This window comes from Flavimobilis soli, from assembly GCF_002564025.1.
GTDB classification, from domain to species: domain Bacteria; phylum Actinomycetota; class Actinomycetes; order Actinomycetales; family Cellulomonadaceae; genus Flavimobilis; species Flavimobilis soli.
The window spans coordinates 2196433-2217903 of record NZ_PDJH01000001.1 but is presented as its reverse complement, the minus strand read 5'-3'; the positions used below and the strand labels follow the sequence as shown (position 1 = coordinate 2217903).

Sequence of the window (21471 nt, the reverse complement as noted above, 5' to 3'; positions counted from 1 at the left end):
TGGAGACACGGACCACATGAACCACGACACGAAACGGAAGCATGATGACCGCCACCCCCGACAGCTCGACCGCGACCCTCGGTGTGCTCACCGACGGCACCGCCCCGCAGGCGTGGGCCCGCGGCCTGACCAAGGTCTACGGCTCGGGCGAGACCGCCGTGACCGCGCTCGACGGGATCGACGTCGACTTCGCGTCCGGCCGCTTCACCGCCATCATGGGCCCCTCCGGCTCCGGCAAGTCCACCCTCATGCACTGCATGGCGGGCCTCGACCGCGTCACGTCCGGCCGCGCCGTCGTCGACGGCCACGAGATCGGCCGCATGAACCAGCGCAACCTCACCAAGCTGCGGCGCACGCACCTCGGCTTCATCTTCCAGTCCTTCAACCTCATCCCGACGCTCACCGCCGAGGAGAACATCACCCTCCCCCTCGACATCGCGCGCCGCCCCGTCGACCGCGCCTGGTTCGACGAGGTCGTCGAGACCGTCGGCCTGCGCGACCGCCTGCGCCACCGCCCCGACGAGCTGTCGGGCGGCCAGCAGCAGCGCGTCGCGTGCGCCCGCGCCCTCGTGTCCAAGCCCGCCGTGATCTTCGCCGACGAGCCGACCGGCAACCTCGACTCGCACTCCGCGACCGAGGTGCTGTCCTTCCTGCGCCGCTCGGTCGAGCAGCTCGGCCAGACCGTCGTCATGGTCACGCACGACCCGCGCGCGGCGTCGTACGCCCACCGCGTCCTGTTCCTCGCCGACGGCCGCCTCGCGGCCGACCTGCGCGAGCCCACGCACGACGCGATCCTCGCCCAGCTCGCGGAGCTCACCCCTGCGCGCGGCGAGGCCGGGCGCCGCGCCCTCCCGGGCACCGGCGACGAGCTGCTCGACGCCGCAGCCGAGGTGCCGGCCCGATGATCCGCGTCGCGCTGCGCGGCATCCGCGCCCACTTCGTCCGCTTCGGGATGGCGGTCCTCGCCGTCGCCCTCGGTGTCGCCTTCGTCGCCGGCACCTACTCCCTGCGCGCTGTCCTGGCGAGCACGTTCGACGCGATCGTCGACTCGTCCTACTCCGCCCAGGCGTACGTGCGCGGCGCGGACATGGTCGTCGGCATGGACGGCACGACCGGTTCGGCCGGGAGCGTCCACGCCCCCATCCCCGCGAGCCTCGTCGATACGGTCCGCGAGGTCGACGGCGTCGACCGCGCGTATGCCGACCACGGCGGCACGCTCGTCCTCGTCGGCAAGGACGGCACCGCCGTCACGACGTCCGGCGCGCCGACGCTCGGCGTCGCGCTCGCCCGCGACGACACGGTCGTCCGCGTGACCGACGGCGACTACGCCGTCGGCCCGGACCAGATCGTCCTCGAGGAGTCGACCGCCGAGCGCGCCGGCCTGACGACCGGCGACCGCACCAAGATCATCCTCCAAGGCGACATCCTCGACGTGACCGTCGTCGGCCTCGCGCACTTCGACGCGACGATGGCAGGCGCGCTGCTCATCGGCCTCGACCCCGAGGTCGCCGCCGCCGCGTACTCCCCCGACGGCACCGTCTCCACGATCTCCGTGTACGCCGAGCCCGGCGTCAGCGAGACCCAGCTGCGCGACGCGCTCGCGCAGACGCTCGCCGCCTCGTCGGCCGAGGGCGCGGCGCAGGCCGAGGTCGTCACGGGTGACTCGATGCGCGAGGAGCAGAGCGAGGCCATCGGCTCGATGCTCGGCTTCATCCAGGTGTTCCTGCTCGTGTTCGCCGGGGTGTCCCTGTTCGTCGGCGGCTTCCTCATCGCCAACACGTTCTCGATGAGCGTGCGCGAGCGCATGCGGGAGTTCGCGCTCCTGCGGGCGATCGGCGCGAGCCCGTCGCAGGTTTTCGCGTCGATCCTCGGCCAGGCGCTCGTCATCGGCGTCCTCGGCTCGGCCGTCGGCATCGGCCTGGGCATCGGCATCGCCGCGGGCCTGTCCGCGCTGCTCGCCGGCATGGGCATGGAGATGGGCGGCGCGGTCGCGCTGACCGCCGACACGGTCGTCATCTCGCTCGTCGTCGGCACCGTCGTCTCGCTCGTCGCGGCCGCGATCCCCGCCCGCCGGGCGGCCCTGACCGCGCCCGTCGAGGCGATGCGCGCCGAGGCGCCGTCCGAGAAGGGGCTGCGCGTGCGTACCGCGATCGGTGCTGTGCTCACGCTCGCCGGCATCGGTGGTGTCGTGTACGCGTCGCTCGCCAGGACGGCGGACGGTCTCGTGGTCGACGGCGCCCCCACGATGCTCGGCATCGGCGCGGTCACGCTCGTCGTGGGCATGCTCGTCCTCGCTCCCGTGCTCGCCCGCTGGGTCGTCCCGGTGCTCGCCGCGCCGTTCGCGGCGTGGGGCAAGCCGCTCGGCGGCCTCGCCCGCGGCAACGTCGTGCGCAACCCGCGCCGCACGGCGTCGACGGCAGGCGCGCTCATGATCGGCATGGTCCTCGTGAGCGCCTCGGGCGTCCTCGCGGCGTCGACGACCGCGTCGATCGGCTCGGTCATCGAGTCCGACCTCAAGGCGGACCTCATCGTCCAGTCCATGGAGGGCGACCTGCCGCGCCAGGCCGCCGACGCGATGGCCGCGGCGCCCTCGGTCGACACGCTCGACGTCGCGGACTACGGGGTGACGTTCGCGTCCGGCACCACGACCCCGCAGTTCGTGTTCTCCGCGGAGCCCTCGCTCTGGGAGCGGTCGATCGACGTCACGGTCGAGGACGGCGAGCTCGCGTCCTTCGAGCGAGGCGAGGCGCTCGCGCTCAAGCCGGCCGCGAAGAGCAACGGCTGGGAGGTCGGCGACGTCGTCACGCTCGGCGCCGAGCAGGGTGTCACCACCGGCGCGGGCGGCACCCAGGTGCGGATCGGCGCGATCATCGACTCGCAGGCGTTCGGCGGCGCGATGTTCGTCCCGCGCGACGTGTACGAGCAGGTCGTGCGCCCCGAGCTCTCGGGCATCGCCGTCGCGTTCGCGACCGCGGCCGACGGGTTCACGCAGGACCAGCTGCGCGCCGACCTCGTCGAGATCGTCAAGCCGTACTTCGTCATCTCGGTGATGGACGCGGAGGAGATGGTCAACGCGCTCGCCGACCAGGTGAACATGATGCTCACCGTCATCTACGCGCTGCTCGGCCTGAGCGTCCTCATCGCGGTGCTCGGGATCGTCAACACGCTCGCGCTGTCGATCATCGAGCGCACCCGGGAGGTCGCCCTCCTGCGGGCGGTCGGGCTCGGCAGGCTCCAGCTGTCGTCGATGGTCGCGATCGAGTCGGTGCTCACGGCGCTGTTCGGCACGATCCTCGGCGTCGCCGTCGGCGTGGGTATCGCGACCGCGCTGCCGGCGGTGTTCAAGGACGAGGGCATGACGCAGCTCGTCGTGCCGTGGGGCACGCTCGGCGGGATGGTCGTCCTCGCGGCGGTCGTCGGTCTCGTGGCAGCGGTGTGGCCGTCGATCCGGGCGGCCCGCATGCCGGTCCTGGATGGCCTCGCGGCCGAGTAGCCCGGGGGGACTCGCCAGGAGACCCTTCCTGGAGTCCCAAGGCTCCGGCCTAGAGCGCCGCTCTCCCTCCCGGACCCACTGATCGCCCGGGTGCACACGTGACGTGCGCACCCGGGCGATCGGTCGCTCATCCTCCGCCTCTGCTTCGCACCGATCCCCTCGTTGCACATCTCACACGTGCAAGCGGGCTATCCGCGGGCCGTATCCGGCCCCGACTTCGCCATCGACCCGGCGTTCACCTCGCCGTCGCCGTCGACTCGCCATCCCACCGATCCCCTCGTTGCACATCTCACGCGTGCAAGCGGGCGATCCGTCGGGCCACGATGGCCCCGATCGGCCGCGGGCTGGCCGCTGCTCCGGTAGGGGCCCACAGCGCTCCGGGGTGACGGCCTAGTCCACCAGGAAGAGCTCGACTGCTCGCGCAGCCGCTCGACGGCTCACTCTCTGACCATGCCCTCGTTGATCGACCGCACGTGGACGCCTCCCGTCGCGCGACGCCAGCTCGGCGTGTTTACCTCCGCCCAGGCACGGGCCACCGGGATGTCCCGCCGTCAGATCGACTACCGCATCGCGAACGGCGTCTGGAAACGGATCGTCGGTCGTGGGCTTGTCCTGTCTGAAGAGGACGTGACCCCGCGCTCGCTGGGAGTGGCAGCCTGGCTCACCCGACCGGGATCGATCCTGCTCGGTCCCGCTGCGGCCGCGTTCCACGGGGCGCCGATCCCCACGTTGTCGACGGTCGACGTCTGGACAGACCGCCCTGGCGACGACCTTGGCGGGGGGATCCGCCCCCCGGCGTGTCCGCCTGGACCGGAGTGAGGTAGCCGCCGTCCCGTCCCTCGGTCTGGCGAGCGCGTTCGTCGCAGCCCGGGAGCGAGCGTTCGTCGACGCCCTCGCCTGGCTGCCGCTCGACGACGCTCGCGACCTGCTCGCGTGGCTCGCGTCCCGTGACTTCTTGAGCAGGGACGAGCTGCGCAGCCGCCTCACAGCTCAGCCACGCGCCCGCGGGAACGCACAGGTCCGCAGGCTCCTCGACCTCACTGCGCGCGGCGCCCACAGCCACGCCGAGGGCTGCGCCCACGATCTTCTCGATGCAGCGAAGATCACCGGGTGGGAGGCCGACGCGCCCGTGCGGGACGTGCACGGACGGCTGGTCGGGCGGGCGGACGTCCTGTTTGCCGCGCAGCGCGTCATCATCGAGATCGATGGCCGACGTGCGCACGCGGATCGCTTCCAGCAAGACCGCACCCGGGACAACCGCCTGGCAGCGGCTGGCTACCTCGTGCTCCGCTTCACGTACGACGACATCGTGCAACGCCCCGACGAGACCGTCAGGACGATCCGCGCGGTGCTCTCCGAGCGCAGCACGGTCTGAGCGACCCGCCTGCCACCCTCACTGATCGCCCCGGTGCACACCTCTCACGTGCACCAGGGCGATCTGTCTCCCGGGAAGCGCCCGGCCTGACGCACCGATCGCCCGGTTGCCCACCTCACACGTGCAAGCGGGCTATCCGTCGAGGCGGAAGGGGTGCCAGCCACATGCTCCAGGGGGGCGAGGGGCAGCCAGAGAGGGGCAGCCAGAGAGGGGCAGCCAGAGAAGGGCAGCCATGCACCGATCGCCCGGGTGCACACCTTACGTGTGCACCCGGGCGATCGGTCGCGGAGCTCAGGAAAGCGGTAAAGGGGCCGGGCCAGAGCCCGGAGCCGCTACTCGGCCTTCTTCTTCGCCGCCGGCTTCTTCGCAGGAGCCTTCTTGGCCGCCGGCTTCTTCGCAGGAGCCTTCTTCGCTGCCGTCTTCTTGGCGGGGGTCTTCGCGCGCTTCTCGGCGAGCAGCTCGACCGCCTGCTCGTGCGTGATCGACTCGATCGACGCGTCCTTCGGCAGCGTGCGGTTGGTCGTCCCGTCGGTCACGTACGGGCCGAACCGTCCGTCCTTGACGACGATCGGCTTGCCCGACGTCGGGTCCTCGCCGAGCTCCTTGAGCGGTGCCGCCGCCGTCGCGCCGCGGCCGCGCTTGGGCTGCGCGTAGATCGCGAGCGCCTCCTCGAGCGTGATCGTCAGCAGCTGCTCCTCGCTCGCGATCGTCCGCGAGTCCGTGCCCTTCTTCAGGTACGGGCCGTAGCGGCCGTTCTGCGCCGTGATCTCCGTGCCCGTCTCCGGGTCGACACCCACGACGCGGGGAAGCGACAGCAGCCGCAGCGCATCCTCGAGCGTGATCGTCTGCAGCGACATGCCCTTGAACAGGGACGCCGTGCGGGGCTTGGGGAGCGCCGCGAGCGCACGCTTCTTCGCCGCCGCGGACAGGCCCTCCTCGAGCTTCGGCTCGGGCAGCACCTCGGTGACGTACGGGCCGTAGCGGCCGGCGCGCGCGACGATCGGGTGGCCGCTCTCGGGATCCGTGCCGAGGACGATGTCCCCGTCAGCCTGCGTCTCGAGCAGCTCGCGCGCCTTGGCGACCGTGAGCTCGTCGGGAGCGACGTCGTCGGGCACCGAGGCGCGCGGCGGGTTCTCACCCTCCTTGACCTCGGCGGCCGTGTCCTCGATGTACGGGCCGTATCGGCCCACGCGCAGGACGATGCCCTCGCCGACCGGGACCGAGTTGATGTCGCGGGCGTCGATCTCGCCGAGGTTGTCGACGAGCGCCTTGAGGCTCTCGCTCGACCCGGAGCCCTCGCCGAAGTAGAACTTCGACAGCCAGGCGGTGCGGTCGACCTCGCCCGCGGCGATCTGGTCGAGGTCCGCCTCCATGGCAGCGGTGAAGTCGTAGTCGACGAGCCGGTCGAAGTGCTCCTCGAGGAGCCGCACGACCGCGAACGCGATCCACGACGGCACGAGCGCCTGCCCGCGGGAGACGACGTAGCCGCGGTCGAGGATCGTCGAGATCGTCGACGCGTACGTCGACGGGCGGCCGATGCCGCGCTCCTCGAGCGCCTTGACGAGGCTCGCCTCCGTGTAGCGCGGCGGCGCCGACGTCGTGTGCCCGTCCGCCGTGAGGTCGCGGCTCGCGAGCGTGTCGCCCTCCGCCATCTCGGGGAGGCGCGACTCGCCGTCCTTCTTCGCGTCGTCGTCGTACCGGTCGGTGTCGCGGCCCTCCTCGTACGCGGCGAGGAAGCCGCGGAAGGTGATGACCGTGCCTGACGCCGAGAACACGGCGTCGACCTTCGTGCCGTCGGCGCGGGTGCCCTCGACGCCCAGGCGGACCGACGCCGTCGAGCCTCGCGCGTCGCCCATCTGCGAGGCGACGGTGCGCTTCCAGATGAGCTCGTAGAGCTTGAACTGGTCGCCCGACAGCTCGCCAGCGACCTGCGCAGGCGTGCGGAACGAGTCACCGGCGGGGCGGATGGCCTCGTGGGCCTCCTGCGCGCCCTTCGCCTTCGACGCGTAGTAGCGCGGCTTCTCAGGGACGTAGGCCGGGCCGTACAGCTCGGAGGCCTGGCGCCGCGCGGCGTCGATCGCCTGCGTCGACAGCGCCGGCGAGTCCGTACGCATGTAGGTGATGTACCCGTTCTCGTAGAGCGTCTGCGCGGTGCGCATCGTCTGACGAGAGCTCATCCGGAGCTTGCGGGACGCCTCCTGCTGGAGGGTCGACGTCGTGAACGGCGCCGCCGGGCGGCGCGTGTACGGCTTGGTCTCGAGGCTGCGGACCGTGGCGGTCTGGCCGTCGATCGCGGCGGCGACCGCGCGAGCCGCCTCTTCGTCGAGGTGGACGGTCGACGCGGACTTGAGCTCGCCACGGTCCGTGAAGTCGCGGCCCGACGCGACGCGAGCGCCGTCGAGCGTCGTCAGGCGAGCGTTGAACCACTGGTCGTCGCGCTCACCCTGCGGGGTCGTGAACTCGGCCGTGAGGTCCCAGTACTCGGCGGCGACGAACGCCATGCGCTCGCGCTCGCGCTCGACGACGAGGCGCGTCGCGACCGACTGCACGCGGCCTGCGGACAGGCCCTGGCGCACCTTGCGCCACAGCACGGGCGACACCTCGTAGCCGTAGAGACGGTCGAGGATGCGGCGGGTCTCCTGCGCGTCGACGAGCCGCTCGTCGATGTCGCGGGTGTTCTCGAGCGCACGGGTGATCGCCTCGCGGGTGATCTCGTGGAACACCATGCGCTTGACCGGCACCTTGGGCTTGAGCGCCTCGAGCAGGTGCCACGCGATGGCCTCGCCCTCGCGGTCCTCATCAGTGGCCAGGAAGAGCTCGTCGGCGTCCTTGAGGAGCCGCTTGAGCTCGGCGACCTTCTTCTTCTTGTCGCCGTACACCTCGTAGTACGGGGTGAAGCCGTTCTCGACGTCGACCGCGAACTTCCCGAAGGGGCCCTTCTTCATCTCGGCGGGCAGCTCGGACGGCTGCGGGAGGTCACGGATGTGCCCCACGCTCGCCTCGACCTCGTACCCGTCGCCGAGGTACGACGCGATCGTGCGCGCCTTCGCGGGGGACTCCACGATGACGAGCTTGCGTCCTTGAGACATGGCCAGCCTGCTTCCTCTGCCGAGCGAGCGCGCCACCGCGGCGCACTCGCAGCCAGCGTAAGGGATGCATCGGACCGTGCGAGCCGGGACCTCTGGCCGCTGTGGACGTCACCCGCGCGGCGGGGAGTCGACGTCGCACCCTCCTCCGAGGTCCGTGCAGTCGACCGGTTCGCAGCCCGCGCGACGCAGGTACGGGCCCGCTCCACGGTCCCCACCTGCACGGTCGACCTGCCGCAGGAGCGGCGCCCAGTGGTCGCGGCCGACGACGACGGGATGGCCCGGGGCGTCGTCGTACACCGCCCTGCGCAGGCTCTTCGCGCAGGGCGCGGACCCCAGGACCCGACGCACCGCAGCCGGCCTCAGCTCGGGCAGGTCGACGAGCGTGATGACCGCGCAGTCGGCCCGCGACAGGTCCTCGTCACCGAGGAAGCAGGCGAGCCCGGCGGCGAGCGAGGCCGACAGCCCGGCGGCCCAGCCGTGCGCCGTGACGACGCGGACGCCCGCCGGCACGAGCGTCCGCGCGATCTCCGCCTGCGCCCCGAGCACGACCGTCACCTCCTCGCAGCCACCCTCCCCGAGGACCTCGACGACGTGGCTCAGCCAGGTGCGCCCGTCGGCATCCCGCACGAGGGCCTTCGGCACGCCCATGCGTGTGCCAGCACCGGCGGCGAGCACGAGGCCCGCCGCGCGGGGACGCACGAGCGGCCGCGGCGCGACGACGCCGCGGCCGTCAGCGAGGACCACCGCCGTCCCCGAACCGCGCGAGCACGAACCGCTCGACGAGCTGCGCGACCGTGTAGAGCACGAGCGAGACGAGCGTGATCGCGGCGACCATCGCCCACACCTTGGTGTTCTGCGCGCGGCCCACCGCCGAGACGACGCCGTAGCCGATGCCCTGCCCGGTCGCGAGCCACTCCGCGATGAGCGCCCCCGTGATCGCGGCAGGGACCGCGACGCGCACCGACGCGAACAGGGCCGGGAGCGCCGAGGGCAGCGCGACCTTCGTCAGGACCGCCCGGTCGGACCCGCCGAAGACGTGCACGACGTCGCGCATCTGCGGCGACGCGGAGCGCAGCCCGAACACGATCGTCACGAGCGCGGGGAACAGCACGACGATCCCGCTCATCACCGCGACGGTGACGGCGCCGCGGCCGAGCAGCAGGAAGATGATCGGGGCGAGCGCGATGAGCGGCACCGAGCGCAGCAGCATCGCGACCGGCATGACGGTCGCCTCGACGCCGCGCGACAGCACGATCGCCGCCGCGAGGACGAGCGCCCCGACCATGCCCGTGACGAAGCCGAGCGACGCGTCGCGCAGCGTCTCGCCGAGCAGCGTGACGATCTCCGCGCGGTTGGCGGCGGCCTTGGGCACCTCGACGAGGTACTCCCACACCTCGCGCGGGCCCTTGCCGACGTACGGCGACACCTCGAAGACGGCGAGCGCACCGACCCACACGGCGAGCACGATGACGAGGGTCATGACGGCATCGCCGACGACACGCAGCGTGCCGAGGCTCGCGGTGCGCAGGGACGCGAGGCCCGCGCGCGGTGCGCTCGCTGCGCGGGGCGCGGCGGCGGTGCTGGTCTGGCTCATCGTGCTCCCTCCGTCCGGCCCCCGGCCCACGGCGTCACCCACCGGGCGACGAGGCCGAACAGCGCATAGCCCGCGCCTGCGACGAGCGCGCACACGAGGGCGATGCCCCACGCCCGCTCGGAGGCGAGCGACTGCTGCGCGTTGACGAGCGCAGGCCCGACGCCGCGGTCCATGCCGCCGATGTACTCGCCGAGGATCGCGCCGAGCACCGCGGCGGGCGCCGCGATCTGCAGCGCCGAGACGACGCTCGGCAGCGACGCGAAGAGCTGCACCTTCGTGAGCTGCTTCCACCGGCCGCCGCCGTAGACCGTCACGACGTCGAGGCTCGCACGGTCCGCCGAGCGCAGCCCGAGGACGGCGCCGACGACGGTCGTGAAGAACACCGACAGCCCCGCGAGGACGACCGCGGTGCCGGACGGCTCGCCCGACGGCGGCGGTCCGATGACGATGTAGATGATGGGCAGGATCGCGACGAGCGGGAGGCAGTAGCTGATGACCGCGACCTGCATGACGACCCGCTCGAGCAGCGGCACGAGCAGGACGAGCGACGCGAGCGCGAGCGCGAGACCGTTGCCGATCACGAAGCCGCGGACGGCCTCCTCGATCGTCACGCCGAAGTTCGCGGCGTAGAACGACCAGCCGTCGTCGAGGAGCGCCCGGACGACGCCGCCGGGCGTCGGCAGCGTCGAGTCCGCGAGGACCGTCGCGGCGGCGACCCACCAGAGCGCGACGAGCACCACGATGCCGATCGCGCCCGGGGCCCAGCCCCGCAACCGCTCGGCGGCCGTCACGGCTCGTCCCCGGCCGCCCCGCCCGACCCGAACAGCAGGTCGGAGGCGTGGTCGCACAGCGCGTGGAACTCCGGCGTCCGCTGCATCTCCGGCAGGCGCGGACGCGGGAGGTCGACCTCGATGATCTCCTTGACCCGGCCCGGTCGGGCGCTCATGACCGCGACGCGGTCTGAGAGGAAGATCGCCTCGGAGATGCCGTGAGTGACCATGAGGGTGGTCGCGGGCTTCTCCGTCCAGATGCGCAGCAGCTCGAGGTTGAGCCGCTGGCGCGTCATGTCGTCGAGAGCGCCGAACGGCTCGTCGAGGAGCAGCACGCTCGGCCGGACGACGAGCGCCCGCGCGATCGACACGCGCTGGCGCATGCCGCCCGAGAGCTGCGACGGCTTGGCCTTCTCGAAGCCCTCGAGCCCGACGAGCCGGATCAGCTCCTCGACCAGGGCGTCGTCGGGGCGCACGCCCGCCACCTCGAACGGGAGGCGGATGTTCGCCACGACCGACCGCCACGGCAGCAGGGCTGAGTCCTGGAACGCGATCCCCAGCTCGTGCGCCTCGCGCAGCTCGAGCGGCGTACGACCGTCGACGAGGGCGGTGCCGCTCGTCGGCTGCTCGAGCCCTGCGAGGATCCGCAGGATCGTCGACTTGCCGCAGCCGGACGGACCGAGGAGGGAGAGGAACGTCCCCTGGTCCGTGAACAGCGTCGTGTCGTCGAGAGCAGTGACCGAGCGCTTGCCCGATCCGAAGGTCTTCGTGAGGTTCTCGATCCGGACCCCGGTGCCCAGGGAGCCGGCGACTCCCTGGGCGTCGGAGCCCGCCACCGTGACGGTCATGGCGTGGCCCTTACTTCGTGAGGTCGGGCTCGGCCGCGAGGAGCTCGCCGAGCAGCGACAGGTCGAACAGGTCGGACGCCTCGAGCTCGATACCCGACGCCTTGAGGGTCGCGAGGTTCTGCTCGATCAGGGAGTCCGAGATCGTGAAGAGCCCGTTGGCCTTCGTCTCGTCGGTCACGATGAGCGACGTCTGGACGGTCGCCTGCTCGAGCTCCTTGTCCATGTCGAGGCCGAGGTCCTTGCCATACTTCTCGACAGCGAGGCGAGCGCCCTCCTCGGGGTCGGCGACCGCGTCCTTCCAGCCGAGGATCTCGGCCTTGAGGAACGCCTTGACCTTCTCCGGGCTCTTCTCGATCATCTCGTCGGTCGTGACGACCGACTCGGCGACGAACGGCAGGCCGTTGTCGGCGAACAGGAGGTTGGTGACCGGGTGGCCCTCGGCCTCGACCGTGATGGCCTCGTTCGTGACGTAGGCGAGGAAGCCGTCGACGTCGCCGTTGACGAGCGGCGCCGGGTCGTACTCGACCGGGACCTTCTCGACCTCGCTGGCGTCGATGCCGTTCGCGACGAGGAGCGCGTCGAACAGCGCCTCGTTCGGGCCGGCCTGGACGCCGATCTTCTTGCCGACCAGGTCGGCCGGCGTCGCGATGTTGCCGCCGTCCTTGAGGGACAGGATCGTGAACGGGTTCTTCTGGAACGTCGTGCCGACGATCTTGAGGGGCGCCCCCTCCTCGGCGACGACGGCCCCGACCGAGACCGCGTTGGACAGGCCGAAGTCCGCGCCGCCCGACAGGACGATCGACTCGGTCGCGCCGGGACCCGCGTTGAGGATGACGTCGCTGAAGCCGGCGTCCTTGAAGTAGCCCTTCTCGATCGCGAAGAACTCCCCCGCGAACTCGGCGTTCTTGATCCAGGAGAGCTGGACGGTCAGCGTGCCGAGGTCGGCGGATGCGCCGCTCGCGGCCGGGCTGGGTGCCGCGTCGCTGTCGCTGCTGCAGCCCGTGAGGACGAGCGCGGCTGCTGCGGCGAGCGCCGCAGCCTTGAGGCCGAGACGACGGCGGTGGGTCGTGGTCGAGACGGTCATGCGGATCTCTTTTCTGTCGGGCGGCCCCAGCCGCACGCGCTTTTCCCCTACGCCACCGAAACTAGGTGGGACGTATTTCAAGCGGTCGCAACGGACGTTTCACGGCGGTAAACGTCTGCATTGCTGACGAGACGCGGATGTTCACGCTCCCTTGCGGATGCAGCGCGGCCCGCCGCAGAGCGTTCTCCAGGGCGGGCCGCACAGGTGGTGCCGTCAGTAGTCGGTGCGGGCGGTGTTCGCGCTCCACGCCTCGAACGGCGTGAAGGCGGTCGCGGTGCGCAGACCCTCGACCGGCGTCGGCCAGGTGCCGGGCTCCCGCGTCATGAGCTCGTAGAAGGCGCGGTCGTCGAAGCCGCCCGCAGCGGCGTCGTGCCGGTCGGCTGCGAAAACGACGCGGTCGAGGCGTGCCCACAGCGACGCCGACGCGCACAGGGGGCACGGCTCGCACGACGTGTACAGCTCGCAGCCCGCGAGCGAGAACGAGCCGAGCTTGCGGCACGCGGCGCGGATCGCCTGGACCTCGGCGTGGGCGGTCGGGTCGAGGTCGCGCGTCACGCGGTTCTGGCCGGTCGCGACGAGCTCGCCGCCGCGGACGATCACGGCGCCGAACGGTCCGCCGCCCTCGGCGACGTTGCGGACCGCGAGCTCGACGGCCAGGTCGAGCCACCGCGTCTCGACGGCGGTGGTGGGCTCGCTGGTGATGGTCATGGTGGGCTCCCTCGGTCTGGTCCTGGTGCTGCGACCATGCTGCGCGGCGAGTGTTGCGCGGACGTCTCCGGGCGCTTACGGCCCTGAAACATCTGTTCCGTAGCGTCGTGTCCATGCTCGAGCTCTCCCGAGACCTGCTGGCGTGGCAGCGCCAGGGTCACCGCGTCGCCGTCGCGACGATCGTCGCGGTGCACGGGAGCGCGCCCAGGCCTGCGGGGACGTCGATGGCGGTGCGCGACGACGGCGCCGTGCTCGGGTCCTTGACCGGCGGTTGCGTCGAGGCTCAGGTCCACGAGGCGTGCCTCGCGGTGCTCGCGGGCGCGCCCGCGCACGTCCTCGGCCGGGTCGACGCCGCGGCGTCGGCGGGTGCTGCCGACCTGTTCGCGCGCGCCCTCCCGGGCGACGACCTGCTCGGTCTGGGTCCGCTCGACGGCGACCTGTCCATGGGGCTGACGTGCGGGGGCCGGGTCGAGGTGCTCGTGCGTCTGCTCGACGACTCGCCCGACGCGCTGCACCAGGTCGAGCGCGCAGCAGAGGGCCTCTCGGCGCGCTACGGCGTCGTCGTGGACGGGCCTGCCACGGGACGCGACCACGCGTCGGCCCCCGAGGGTGCTCCCCTGTTCTGGGAGACGCGCGAGGCCGCGCCGCGGCTCGTCCTGCTCGGCGCGACGGCGGAGGCCGCGGCGCTGTGCGCGCTCGGCGCGGGGGCGGGCTGGTCGGTCGTCGTGTGCGACCCGCGCCCGGTGTTCTGCACGAAGGAGCGTTTCCCCGAGGCGACGCACGTCGTCGCCGCGTGGCCGCAGCGCGTGCTGCCGACTCTCGCCCTGGGGCCGCGCGACGCGCTGTGCGTCATGGCGCACGACGAGCGGTACGACGCCGAGTCGCTCGGCATCGCGCTGCGTGCCGGAACGGGGTTCGTCGGCGCGATGGCGTCGCGCCGCACGCGCGACCGCCGCGCCGCGACGCTCCTGGCCGACGGCGTCGACCAGGCGCTCGTCGCGTCCGTGCGCTCGCCGCTCGGGCTCGACGTCGGCGCCCGCACCCCGGGCGAGCTCGCCGTCTCCGTCCTGGCGGAGATCCTCGCGGCCCGCGCAGGTCGCGGCGCCCAGCCGCTCTCGGCTGCGTGAACCCGCCCTGGCCGGCCACGGCCGGTCACACCTCCCCCCTCCGCCGAGGTAGGGCCGTCCACGCGAGACAGGGCCTTGCAGGGCCCTACCGCGAGCGCAAACCCCTACCTCGCGAGCAGGGGCCTACCTCGCGGGCAGGGGCCTACCTCGCGGGCAGGGGCCTACCTCGCGGGCAGGGGCCTACCTCGCGCCGAGGTGGGCGGCACGGGCCGGCCGCGGCCAGCGGGGGCGGCGGCACGGCCGCCCTCGCACCCGGTCAGGCGTTCGCGAGGCGCCAGAGGCGGTCCCGGGACATCGGCAGCTCACGCGGCCGGGCACCGAGGGCGCGGGAGATCGCGTTCGCGATCGCGGGGGCGACGGGGTTGTAGGGCGCCTCGCTCATGGACTTCGCGCCGCGCGGACCGATCGCGTCGTACGTGTCGGCGAACAGGACGGTGATCGGCGGGACATCGGCCATCTGCGGCACGCGGTACTCGCGGAAGGTGCGCGTGGTCACGGCGCCGTCCTCGAGCACGACCTCCTCGTAGAGCGCTCCGCCGAGGCCCTGCGCGAAGCCGCCCTCGACCTGGCCCCGCAGCTGCTCGGGGTTGACGACGACGCCCGCGTCGACGGCCTGCACGGCGTGCAGCACGCGCACCTCACCCGTCGCAGGGTTGACCGCGAGACGCACGCCCTGGACGTTGAACGCGACGGAGCGGGGCGTGCCGTGGTGCTCGCCCTCGCACGTCACCGGCTCCTGCAGCAGCACGTGCCACGGCACGAGCACCCCGGCGACGACGACGCCGTCGGCCTCGATGCGTCCCTTCCCGGGCGGCGCCTCGGCGAGGCCGACGCCGGCGCCCGGCCCCGAGCCGTCGTCCACCCGCACCGCGTCGGCCGCCCCCGCACGCGCGCTGCCGCCCGCGCCCGCTCCGACGGGCGACGCGACGAGCTCCTCGGCACGCGCGAGGAGCGCGTCGCGCAGCGCCCTCGCCGCTTTGACGACCGCGCCGCCGGCGACGACCGAGCCGGTCGAGCCGTACGCCCCCGTGTCGTACCCGGACGTGTCCGTGTCCGCCGTCCGCAGCCGTACCCGGTCCGCAGGGACGCCGAGCTCGGTCGCGGCGAGCTGCGTGTGCACGGTCGCCGTGCCGTTGCCGAACTCCGCCGTCCCCACCGCGACCGTCACCGTCCCGTCGAGCCCCATCGTGACTGCGGCGTGCGAGTGGTGCCCACGCGGCGGGATCGTCGCGATCATCGCGGCCGCCATGCCGTCCGCGACGCGCCAGCCCGCGGGCACGTCGGCGTCGACCCCGCGCGCGACCGCCGCGGCGAGGTCTGCCTCGACGAGGTCGAGGCACTGGTCGAGGCCGTACGACCCGAACGCCAGGTCCCCGCCGGGCGGTCCGTTGACGATGAAGTCGTCACCAGGCACGACGACGTTGCGCCGCCGCAGGTCGAACGGCGACATGCCGAGCCGCTGCGCGAGCTCGTCCATCGCCGACTCGATGCCGAACACCACCTGGCCGAGCCCGTACCCGCGGAACGCTCCCGACGGCGGGTTGTGCGTGTAGACGGCCTCGGCGTCGACGCGCTTGTTGGCGCAGCGGTACGTCGCGACCGACTCGTGGCAGCCGTGGAACAGCACGCCCGGCCCGTGGTTGCCGTATGCGCCCGTGTCGGAGAGGACGTCGACCTGCATCGCGGTGAGCGTGCCGTCCGAGCGAGCACCGAGCGTCACCGAGACGCGCATCGGGTGCCGCAGCGGCACGGCCGCGAACTGCTCCTCGCGCGTCAGCTCCCACTGGACCGGCTCTCCGAGCCGCAGGGCGGCGAGGCTCACGAGGTCCTCGACGAGCAGCTCTTGCTTGCCGCCGAAGCCGCCGCCGACGCGCGCGGTGAAGACGCGCACACGCTCAGGGTCGAGGGCGAGGACGTGCGCGAGCTCGTCGCGCACGAGGAACGGCACCTGCGTCGAGCTGCGCACGACGAGACGGCCGGCCGAGTCGACCCATGCTCGTGCGCCGTGCGTCTCGAGGCTCGCGTGCGTCACGCGCGCCGTCCGCCACGTGCCGGAGACGACGACGTCGGCCTCCTCGAGGCCTGCCGCGACGTCGCCGACCTCGCCGTGGGTCTGCGCGACGACGTTGCGGCCGGGCTCGGAGATGCGACTCGCCTCGGGGTCCTTGTCGCCGTGGACGAGCGGCGCGCCCGGCTGGCGTGCGACCTCGGGGTCGACGACGTGCTCGAGGACCTCGTACGTGACGTCGATCTGGTCGAGCGCGGCGCGCGCGACGTGCACCGACTCGGCGACGACCGCGGCGACGCGCTGCCCGCGGAAGCGGACGACGTCGTCGAGCATGCGGGTGTCGTCCGGGTCGTCGAGCCGCGACTCGTGCCGGCCGGTCGAGTAGAGGACATCGGGCACGTCCTCGTGCGTGAGCACGAGACGGACGCCCGGGAGGGCGCGGGCGCGCTCGACGTCGATCGCGGTGATGCGGGCGTGCGCGTGCGGGCTGCGCAGCACCGCGAGGTGCAGCACGCCGACGGTCGGCTGGTCGAGCGTGTACTCCTCGGTCCCCGTGACGACGCGCGGGCCGGCGGGCGCGGCGAGCGAACGGCCGTGCGGGGCGTCGCCCGAGCCGTCCTGCGCGGAGCGGTCGACGTTGCACGTCCCGGCGAGCGCGTCGCGCACCGAGCGGTAGCCGGTGCAGCGGCACAGGTTGCCCTTGAACGTGCGCTCGAGCTCGGCGTCCGTCATATGCGGCAGCTCGCCGTTCTCGTCGGCGATCGCGGACGCCGTGACGACGTAGCCGGCGGTGCAGAAGCCGCACTGGAACCCGGCGGCGTCGACGAAGCGCTGCTGCACGGGGCTGAGCGCCTCGGGCGTGCCGAGGCCGGAGACGGTCGTGACCCCGCGCCCCTCGGCGCGGTGGGCGGGGGTGATGCACGAGTGCACGGGGGTACCGTCGAGCATGACGGTGCAGGCGCCGCAGTCGCCCGCGTCGCAGCCCTTCTTCACGCCGAGCGCGCCCTCGTCGCGCAGGAACGTGCGCAGGCACTGCCCGGGCGCGGGCGCGCTCGCCGCGGCGCGGCCGTCGATCGTGATGCTCATCGGTCCTCCTGTCCGGCAGGCTCCGCCTGCGCGGGTGTCGCGTGCTCGGCGCGCGTCGGTCCGGGTGCGGCGAGCTCGGCCCGCACCTGCTCGGCCAGCTCGGCGGCCATCGCGGCGCGCCAGTCCGCGGGGCCGTGGGCGTCGGCGTACCAGCCGACGTCCGCGCCGACCTGCGCGACGGCGTCGCGCAGGTCGTCCGCCGTGGGGATCGTGGCGAAGCGCAGAACGGCGGGCCGCGGCGTCGCCGCGGTGACAGTCACGGTCGCGCTGCCGTCGAGGTCGACGCGGCCGACGACGACGCACGACGAGCGCCCCAGCTTCGCGAGCGCGATCTTGCGCATCGCGTGGCGGCCCACCAGGGCGCGGCGCGGCACGTCGATCGCGCGCAGCACCTCGCCCGGCTCGAGGCTCGTCTCGCGGACGCCGCGCACGAACGACTCGACGGGCTCGCGGCGCGGCCCGCCCGGGCCCCAGACGACGGCGGTCGCGTCGAGGCTGGACATGAGCGAGATCATCGCGCCGGCGGGCAGCGCCATCGCGAGGTTCCCGCCGACGGTCGCGGCGGTCTGGATCTTGAACGACATGAGGAACGCGTCGGCGCAGGCGCGCACGAGCGAGGCCGCAGGGCCGACGACGTCCGCGGGGATCTGCTGGAGCCTCTCGACCGTGCAGGTCGCGCCGATGCGCAGGTCGCCGTCGGGCAGCACCTGCCAGTCGTCCCAGCCGAGGGTGGTCAGGTCGACGAGCCCGGTCACGCCGGGCTGCGGCTCGGAGAAGAGCCACGTGCCGCCTGCGACGAAGACCTCGCCGGGCGCGAGGTCGAGGTCGTCGACGGTCCGGGCGTGCCGGTAGCTCGTGACGGTGGTCAGATCCATCGCTCGACCTCCTGGAGGGTCTCGAAGCTCTGCGAGATGCGGCTCGTGCGCTCGCGCCCGCCGGGGCCGGTGCGGCTCAGGACGCCGTCCGCGAGGACGGCGGCGACGGCCATGGGGGCCGCGTAGCTGTCGAACGCGAGGCCCGACGCGACGGGGCAGCTCAGCCACGCGTGGGCGGAGGCCGCGTGCCGGTGCCCGGAGGGGTCGGAGAGCAGCAGCACGTAGGCGCCGGTGGCGGCGGCCGCGGCGACGGCCGCGCCGAAGACGGTGGGGCGGCGGCGGAAGCCGACCGCCACGACGACGTCCTCCGGGCCGAGGTCGACGAGCTCCTCGCCGACGACCTGGCCGGGCGTCGGGGCGACGACGACGGCGCTGCGGGCCTGGAGGAGCTGCTCGCGCAGGTGCAGCGCGACGGGGTAGCTGTTGCGCCAGCCGAGGACGAGCACGCGGCGGGCCGCGACGAGGCGGTCCTGGACGTCGGCGACGACGGCGGCGTCGAGCGCGGCGAGCGCCTCGCGGACGACCTCCGCCTCGGCGTCGGCGCGCGCGACGAGGGACGACGGCGCCTCGACGGCGCGCGGCTCCCCTGCGGACCGCAGGTCGCGCAGGTGCTCGCGCACCTCCTCGAAGTCGGCGAAGCCGAGGCTGCGGAAGAGGCGGCTCATGGTCGCCTTGGACACGTCGGCGAGCCGGGCGAGCTCGCTCGCGCGGTAGGTCGCGAGGTCGCCGAGGTGCTCGAGCAGCGTCTCGGCGGCGCGCCGCTCCTGGCGGGACAGGTCGCTCATCGCGGCCTCGATGCGGGCCTCGATGCGGGTGCCGGGCGGCATCGCGACGATCGCGCGGGGCGTGGGCGCGGGGCTCGGCGTCGTGCCCCCGTCCGTCGCGGCCACCTGGGACCCCGGGCCCGCGGGCTGGACGGTGGTCACGCCGGGCTCCCGGCGACGTGCGCGGCGCACGATCGCACCGCGGCCTCGAAGGCCTCGAGCGCGCGGGCGACGTCGATCGGACGTACGTCCTCGTCGCGGTGGTGGCTGATGCCGTCGTGGCAGCGCAGGAAGAGCATGCCGATGTCGGCGACCGCGGCGACGGCCATGCCGTCGTGGCCCGCGCGGCTCCACATGACGGTCGGGTCGTGGTCGCCCGAGGCACGCACGCCGTCGGCGACGGCGGCCTGCAGCCACGGCGCGCACGGGGTCGACGGCGCGGAGTGCGTCTCGCGGACGTCGAGGTCGAGGCCGCGGCGCTCGCACACTGCGCGCATCTCGCCGAGCAGGCGCTCGAACATCGCGTCGCGCTCGGCGTCGGTCTCGGCGCGCAGGTCAAGCGTGAGCTCGGCGCGGCCGGCGATGACGTTGACCGCGCCCGGCTCGACGGCGAGGCGCCCGACCGTGGCGAGGCACGCCGTCGGGCGGGCGGCCGCCTCGATCGCGACGACGATCTCGCTCGCGCCGACGAGCGCGTCACGGCGCCGCGGATACGGGGTGCCGCCCGCGTGGCGCGCCTCCCCGGTGACCGTGATAGCGAAGCGGCGTGCGCCCGCGATCGACGAGACGACGGCGAGCGAGCGGTCTGCTGCCTCGAGCTCGGGGCCCTGCTCGATGTGCGTCTCGAGGTAGCCGACGATCTCCTCGCGGCTCCGGGCCGCCTCGCCGACGCGCTCGGGGTCGAGGCCGAACGCCTCGAAGGCGCTCCACAGGCTGACGCCGTCGGCGTCGGTCACGTCGAGCAGCGCCGGGTCCCACAGGCCGGCGACCGCGCGCGAACCGAGGAGCGGCGTCGCGAAGCGCGTGCCCTCCTCGTCGCTGAACGCGACGACCTCGATCGCGAACGGTGCCTGCGGGAGCAGGTCGGCCACCTGGGAGACCACGGCGATCGCGAGGACGACGCCGAGCATGCCGTCGTAGCGGCCCGCGTCGGGGACGGTGTCGGTGTGCGAGCCGAGGACGAGGGCGGGCAGGCCGGGGGTCGCGCCCTCGACGCGGCCCCAGCGGTTGCCGGCGGCGTCCTGCCACGTGCGCATCCCGGCGGCCCGCATCCACTGCTCGACGAGGTCGTGCGCGCGGGCGTGCTCGGGCGTGAGGTGCAGGCGCTCGAGGCGGTCGGGGCGTGCGGAGATCGTGGCGAGCTCGTCGCAGCGGGCGAGCACCTCGGCGACGACGGGGCCGATCGTGGTGGCTGTCATGCGGCGTACACCGCGTGCGCGGCCTCGACACCGCCGCCGGCCGGGACGGGCACGCCCGCGCGGCGCAGCACCTGCTCGAACGCGGCGAGCGTCGTCAGGACGGCGTCCTTGCGGGCGTTGTAGCCCATCGTGCCGATGCGCCACACCTTGCCGTGCAACGGGCCGAAGGACGTGCCGATCTCGATGCCGTAGTCGCTGAGCATCTCGCCGCGGACGTCGTCGCCGACCACGCCGTCGGGGATGACGACGCCCACGACGTTGTTCATCTTGTAGCGCTGGTCGCCGTAGACCTCGAGACCGAGACCGGTGACGCCCATCGCCATGGCCGAGCCGTGCAGCCGGTGGCGCTCGACCGCAGCGTCCATGCCCTCCTCGACGAGGAGGCGGGCGCACTCGCGCGCGCCGTAGAGCATCGTCGTCGCCTCGGTGTGGTGGTTGAGCCGGCGCGGGCCCCAGTAGTCCATGATCTGGGCGAGGTCGAGGTAGTTCGACGCGATGCGGCGACCGGCGGCGTCCTCCTCGTCGGCGTCGCGGATCCCTGCCTCGGTGTGACGGCGGGCGACGATCCGCTCGACAGCCCGCTCGGAGAGGGTGATGGGCGCGCTGCCCGAGGGGCCGCCGAGGCACTTCTGCAGGCCCGCCGTGACGACGTCGAGACCGAGCTCGTCGGTCGCGAGGTCGTTGCCGCCGAGAGAGGCGGTCGCGTCGACGTAGAGGATCGCGTCGTAGCGGCGGCAGATCTCGCCGAGGCCGTCGAGCGGCTGCGCGAGCGTCGTCGACGTATCGCCGTGGACGACCGCGACGACCGCGGGGCGCACCATCTCGACCGCCGCCTCGATCTCCTCGGGGGTGAACACCTCGCCCCACGGGCGCTCGATCGTATGGACGTCGGCGCCGCAGCGCTCCGCGATCTCGACGAGCAGGTGGCCGAAGCGCCCGAAGACGGGGACGAGCACGCGGTCGCCGGGTTCGACGAGCGACACGAGCGCCGCCTCGATGCCCGCGCGCGACGTGCCGTCGACGAGGAAGGTCTGCTCGTTCTGCGTGCGGAACACGCCGCGCAGGAGCCCCATCGTCTCGGTCATGTAGCCGGTCATGACCGGGTCGTACTGCCCGACGAGCTGGGCGGACATCGCGCGCAGGACCCGCGGGTCCGCGTTGACCGGGCCCGGGCCCATGAGGAGGCGGGGCGGGGGTGCGATCTGGCTCGGCATCGTGGTCCTTAGGGCGTC

Annotated in this window: 17 protein-coding genes; 5 read left to right on the top strand and 12 right to left on the bottom strand. The window is 73.2% G+C overall.

Features of this window, described 5'->3' with window-relative positions:
- Positions 1-44 precede the first annotated feature (44 nt).
- The 4 genes from ATL41_RS10050 (at position 45) to ATL41_RS10040 (ending at position 4868) form a co-directional block, all read left to right on the top strand.
- Positions 45-905 carry an ABC transporter ATP-binding protein gene (locus ATL41_RS10050; RefSeq protein WP_245854752.1) on the top strand — a complete coding sequence of 287 codons (861 nt, stop codon included), beginning with the start codon at positions 45-47 and terminating at the stop codon, positions 903-905.
- Positions 902-3493, top strand: a complete 2592-nt coding sequence (locus tag ATL41_RS10045; protein ID WP_098458351.1) for an ABC transporter permease — start codon at positions 902-904, stop codon at positions 3491-3493. Before ATL41_RS10050 ends, ATL41_RS10045 begins: the two co-directional genes overlap by 4 nt.
- A gap of 450 nt (positions 3494-3943) precedes the next feature.
- Entirely contained in the window at positions 3944-4312 is a 369-nt protein-coding gene (locus ATL41_RS13705; protein WP_143556606.1) for a type IV toxin-antitoxin system AbiEi family antitoxin domain-containing protein, read from the top strand.
- Entirely contained in the window at positions 4266-4868 is a 603-nt protein-coding gene (locus ATL41_RS10040; RefSeq protein WP_169924546.1) for an endonuclease domain-containing protein, read from the top strand. The genes ATL41_RS13705 and ATL41_RS10040 overlap by 47 nt, the downstream gene beginning before the upstream one ends.
- Before the next feature lie 332 nt (positions 4869-5200).
- Here the strand turns inward: ATL41_RS10040 and topA are convergent, their stop codons facing one another.
- The 7 genes from topA to ATL41_RS10005 all read right to left on the bottom strand — a co-directional run bounded on the left by topA (position 5201) and on the right by ATL41_RS10005 (position 12961).
- Positions 5201-7957, bottom strand: coding sequence for a type I DNA topoisomerase (gene topA / locus ATL41_RS10035; RefSeq protein ID WP_098458349.1), 2757 nt, complete (start codon positions 7955-7957; stop codon positions 5201-5203).
- A gap of 108 nt (positions 7958-8065) precedes the next feature.
- Positions 8066-8701 carry a nucleotidyltransferase family protein gene (locus tag ATL41_RS10030; protein ID WP_245854750.1) on the bottom strand — a complete coding sequence of 212 codons (636 nt, stop codon included), beginning with the start codon at positions 8699-8701 and terminating at the stop codon, positions 8066-8068.
- Positions 8688-9551: an ABC transporter permease gene (locus tag ATL41_RS10025; protein WP_181010247.1), complete on the bottom strand. Its 864-nt coding sequence runs from the start codon at positions 9549-9551 to the stop codon at positions 8688-8690. The genes ATL41_RS10030 and ATL41_RS10025 overlap by 14 nt, the downstream gene beginning before the upstream one ends.
- The gene (locus ATL41_RS10020) at positions 9548-10342 is read right to left on the bottom strand and encodes an ABC transporter permease (RefSeq protein ID WP_098458348.1); all 795 of its coding nucleotides are present in this window, start codon (positions 10340-10342) and stop codon (positions 9548-9550) included. Before ATL41_RS10020 ends, ATL41_RS10025 begins: the two co-directional genes overlap by 4 nt.
- A complete protein-coding gene (locus ATL41_RS10015; RefSeq protein ID WP_098458347.1) occupies positions 10339-11169 on the bottom strand; it encodes an ABC transporter ATP-binding protein in 831 nt (276 codons plus the stop codon). Before ATL41_RS10015 ends, ATL41_RS10020 begins: the two co-directional genes overlap by 4 nt.
- A gap of 10 nt (positions 11170-11179) precedes the next feature.
- Positions 11180-12253, bottom strand: a complete 1074-nt coding sequence (locus tag ATL41_RS10010) for an ABC transporter substrate-binding protein (protein ID WP_098458346.1) — start codon at positions 12251-12253, stop codon at positions 11180-11182.
- Between the two features lie 213 nt (positions 12254-12466).
- Positions 12467-12961 (bottom strand): nucleoside deaminase, encoded by a 495-nt coding sequence (locus ATL41_RS10005; protein WP_181010246.1) that lies wholly within the window; start codon positions 12959-12961, stop codon positions 12467-12469.
- A 113-nt stretch (positions 12962-13074) separates the two neighbouring features.
- Between ATL41_RS10005 and ATL41_RS10000 the strand changes: the two genes are divergently transcribed.
- The gene (locus ATL41_RS10000; RefSeq protein ID WP_098458345.1) at positions 13075-14088 is read left to right on the top strand and encodes an XdhC family protein; all 1014 of its coding nucleotides are present in this window, start codon (positions 13075-13077) and stop codon (positions 14086-14088) included.
- A 256-nt stretch (positions 14089-14344) separates the two neighbouring features.
- Here the strand turns inward: ATL41_RS10000 and ATL41_RS09995 are convergent, their stop codons facing one another.
- The 5 genes from ATL41_RS09995 to ATL41_RS09975 are packed head-to-tail and all read right to left on the bottom strand — an operon-like array spanning position 14345 to position 21453.
- The gene (locus ATL41_RS09995; RefSeq protein WP_098458344.1) at positions 14345-17182 is read right to left on the bottom strand and encodes a molybdopterin-dependent oxidoreductase; all 2838 of its coding nucleotides are present in this window, start codon (positions 17180-17182) and stop codon (positions 14345-14347) included.
- Entirely contained in the window at positions 17179-18057 is an 879-nt protein-coding gene (locus tag ATL41_RS09990; RefSeq protein WP_098458343.1) for an FAD binding domain-containing protein, read from the bottom strand. Before ATL41_RS09990 ends, ATL41_RS09995 begins: the two co-directional genes overlap by 4 nt.
- Positions 18048-18983 (bottom strand): MurR/RpiR family transcriptional regulator, encoded by a 936-nt coding sequence (locus ATL41_RS09985; protein WP_245854748.1) that lies wholly within the window; start codon positions 18981-18983, stop codon positions 18048-18050. Before ATL41_RS09985 ends, ATL41_RS09990 begins: the two co-directional genes overlap by 10 nt.
- Positions 18980-20239, bottom strand: a complete 1260-nt coding sequence (locus tag ATL41_RS09980; RefSeq protein ID WP_098458342.1) for an allantoate amidohydrolase — start codon at positions 20237-20239, stop codon at positions 18980-18982. Before ATL41_RS09980 ends, ATL41_RS09985 begins: the two co-directional genes overlap by 4 nt.
- On the bottom strand, positions 20236-21453 hold the full coding sequence (locus tag ATL41_RS09975; RefSeq protein WP_245854746.1) for a pyridoxal-phosphate-dependent aminotransferase family protein: 1218 nt from the start codon (positions 21451-21453) through the stop codon (positions 20236-20238). The genes ATL41_RS09980 and ATL41_RS09975 overlap by 4 nt, the downstream gene beginning before the upstream one ends.
- Between the last annotated feature and the right edge of the window lie 18 nt (positions 21454-21471).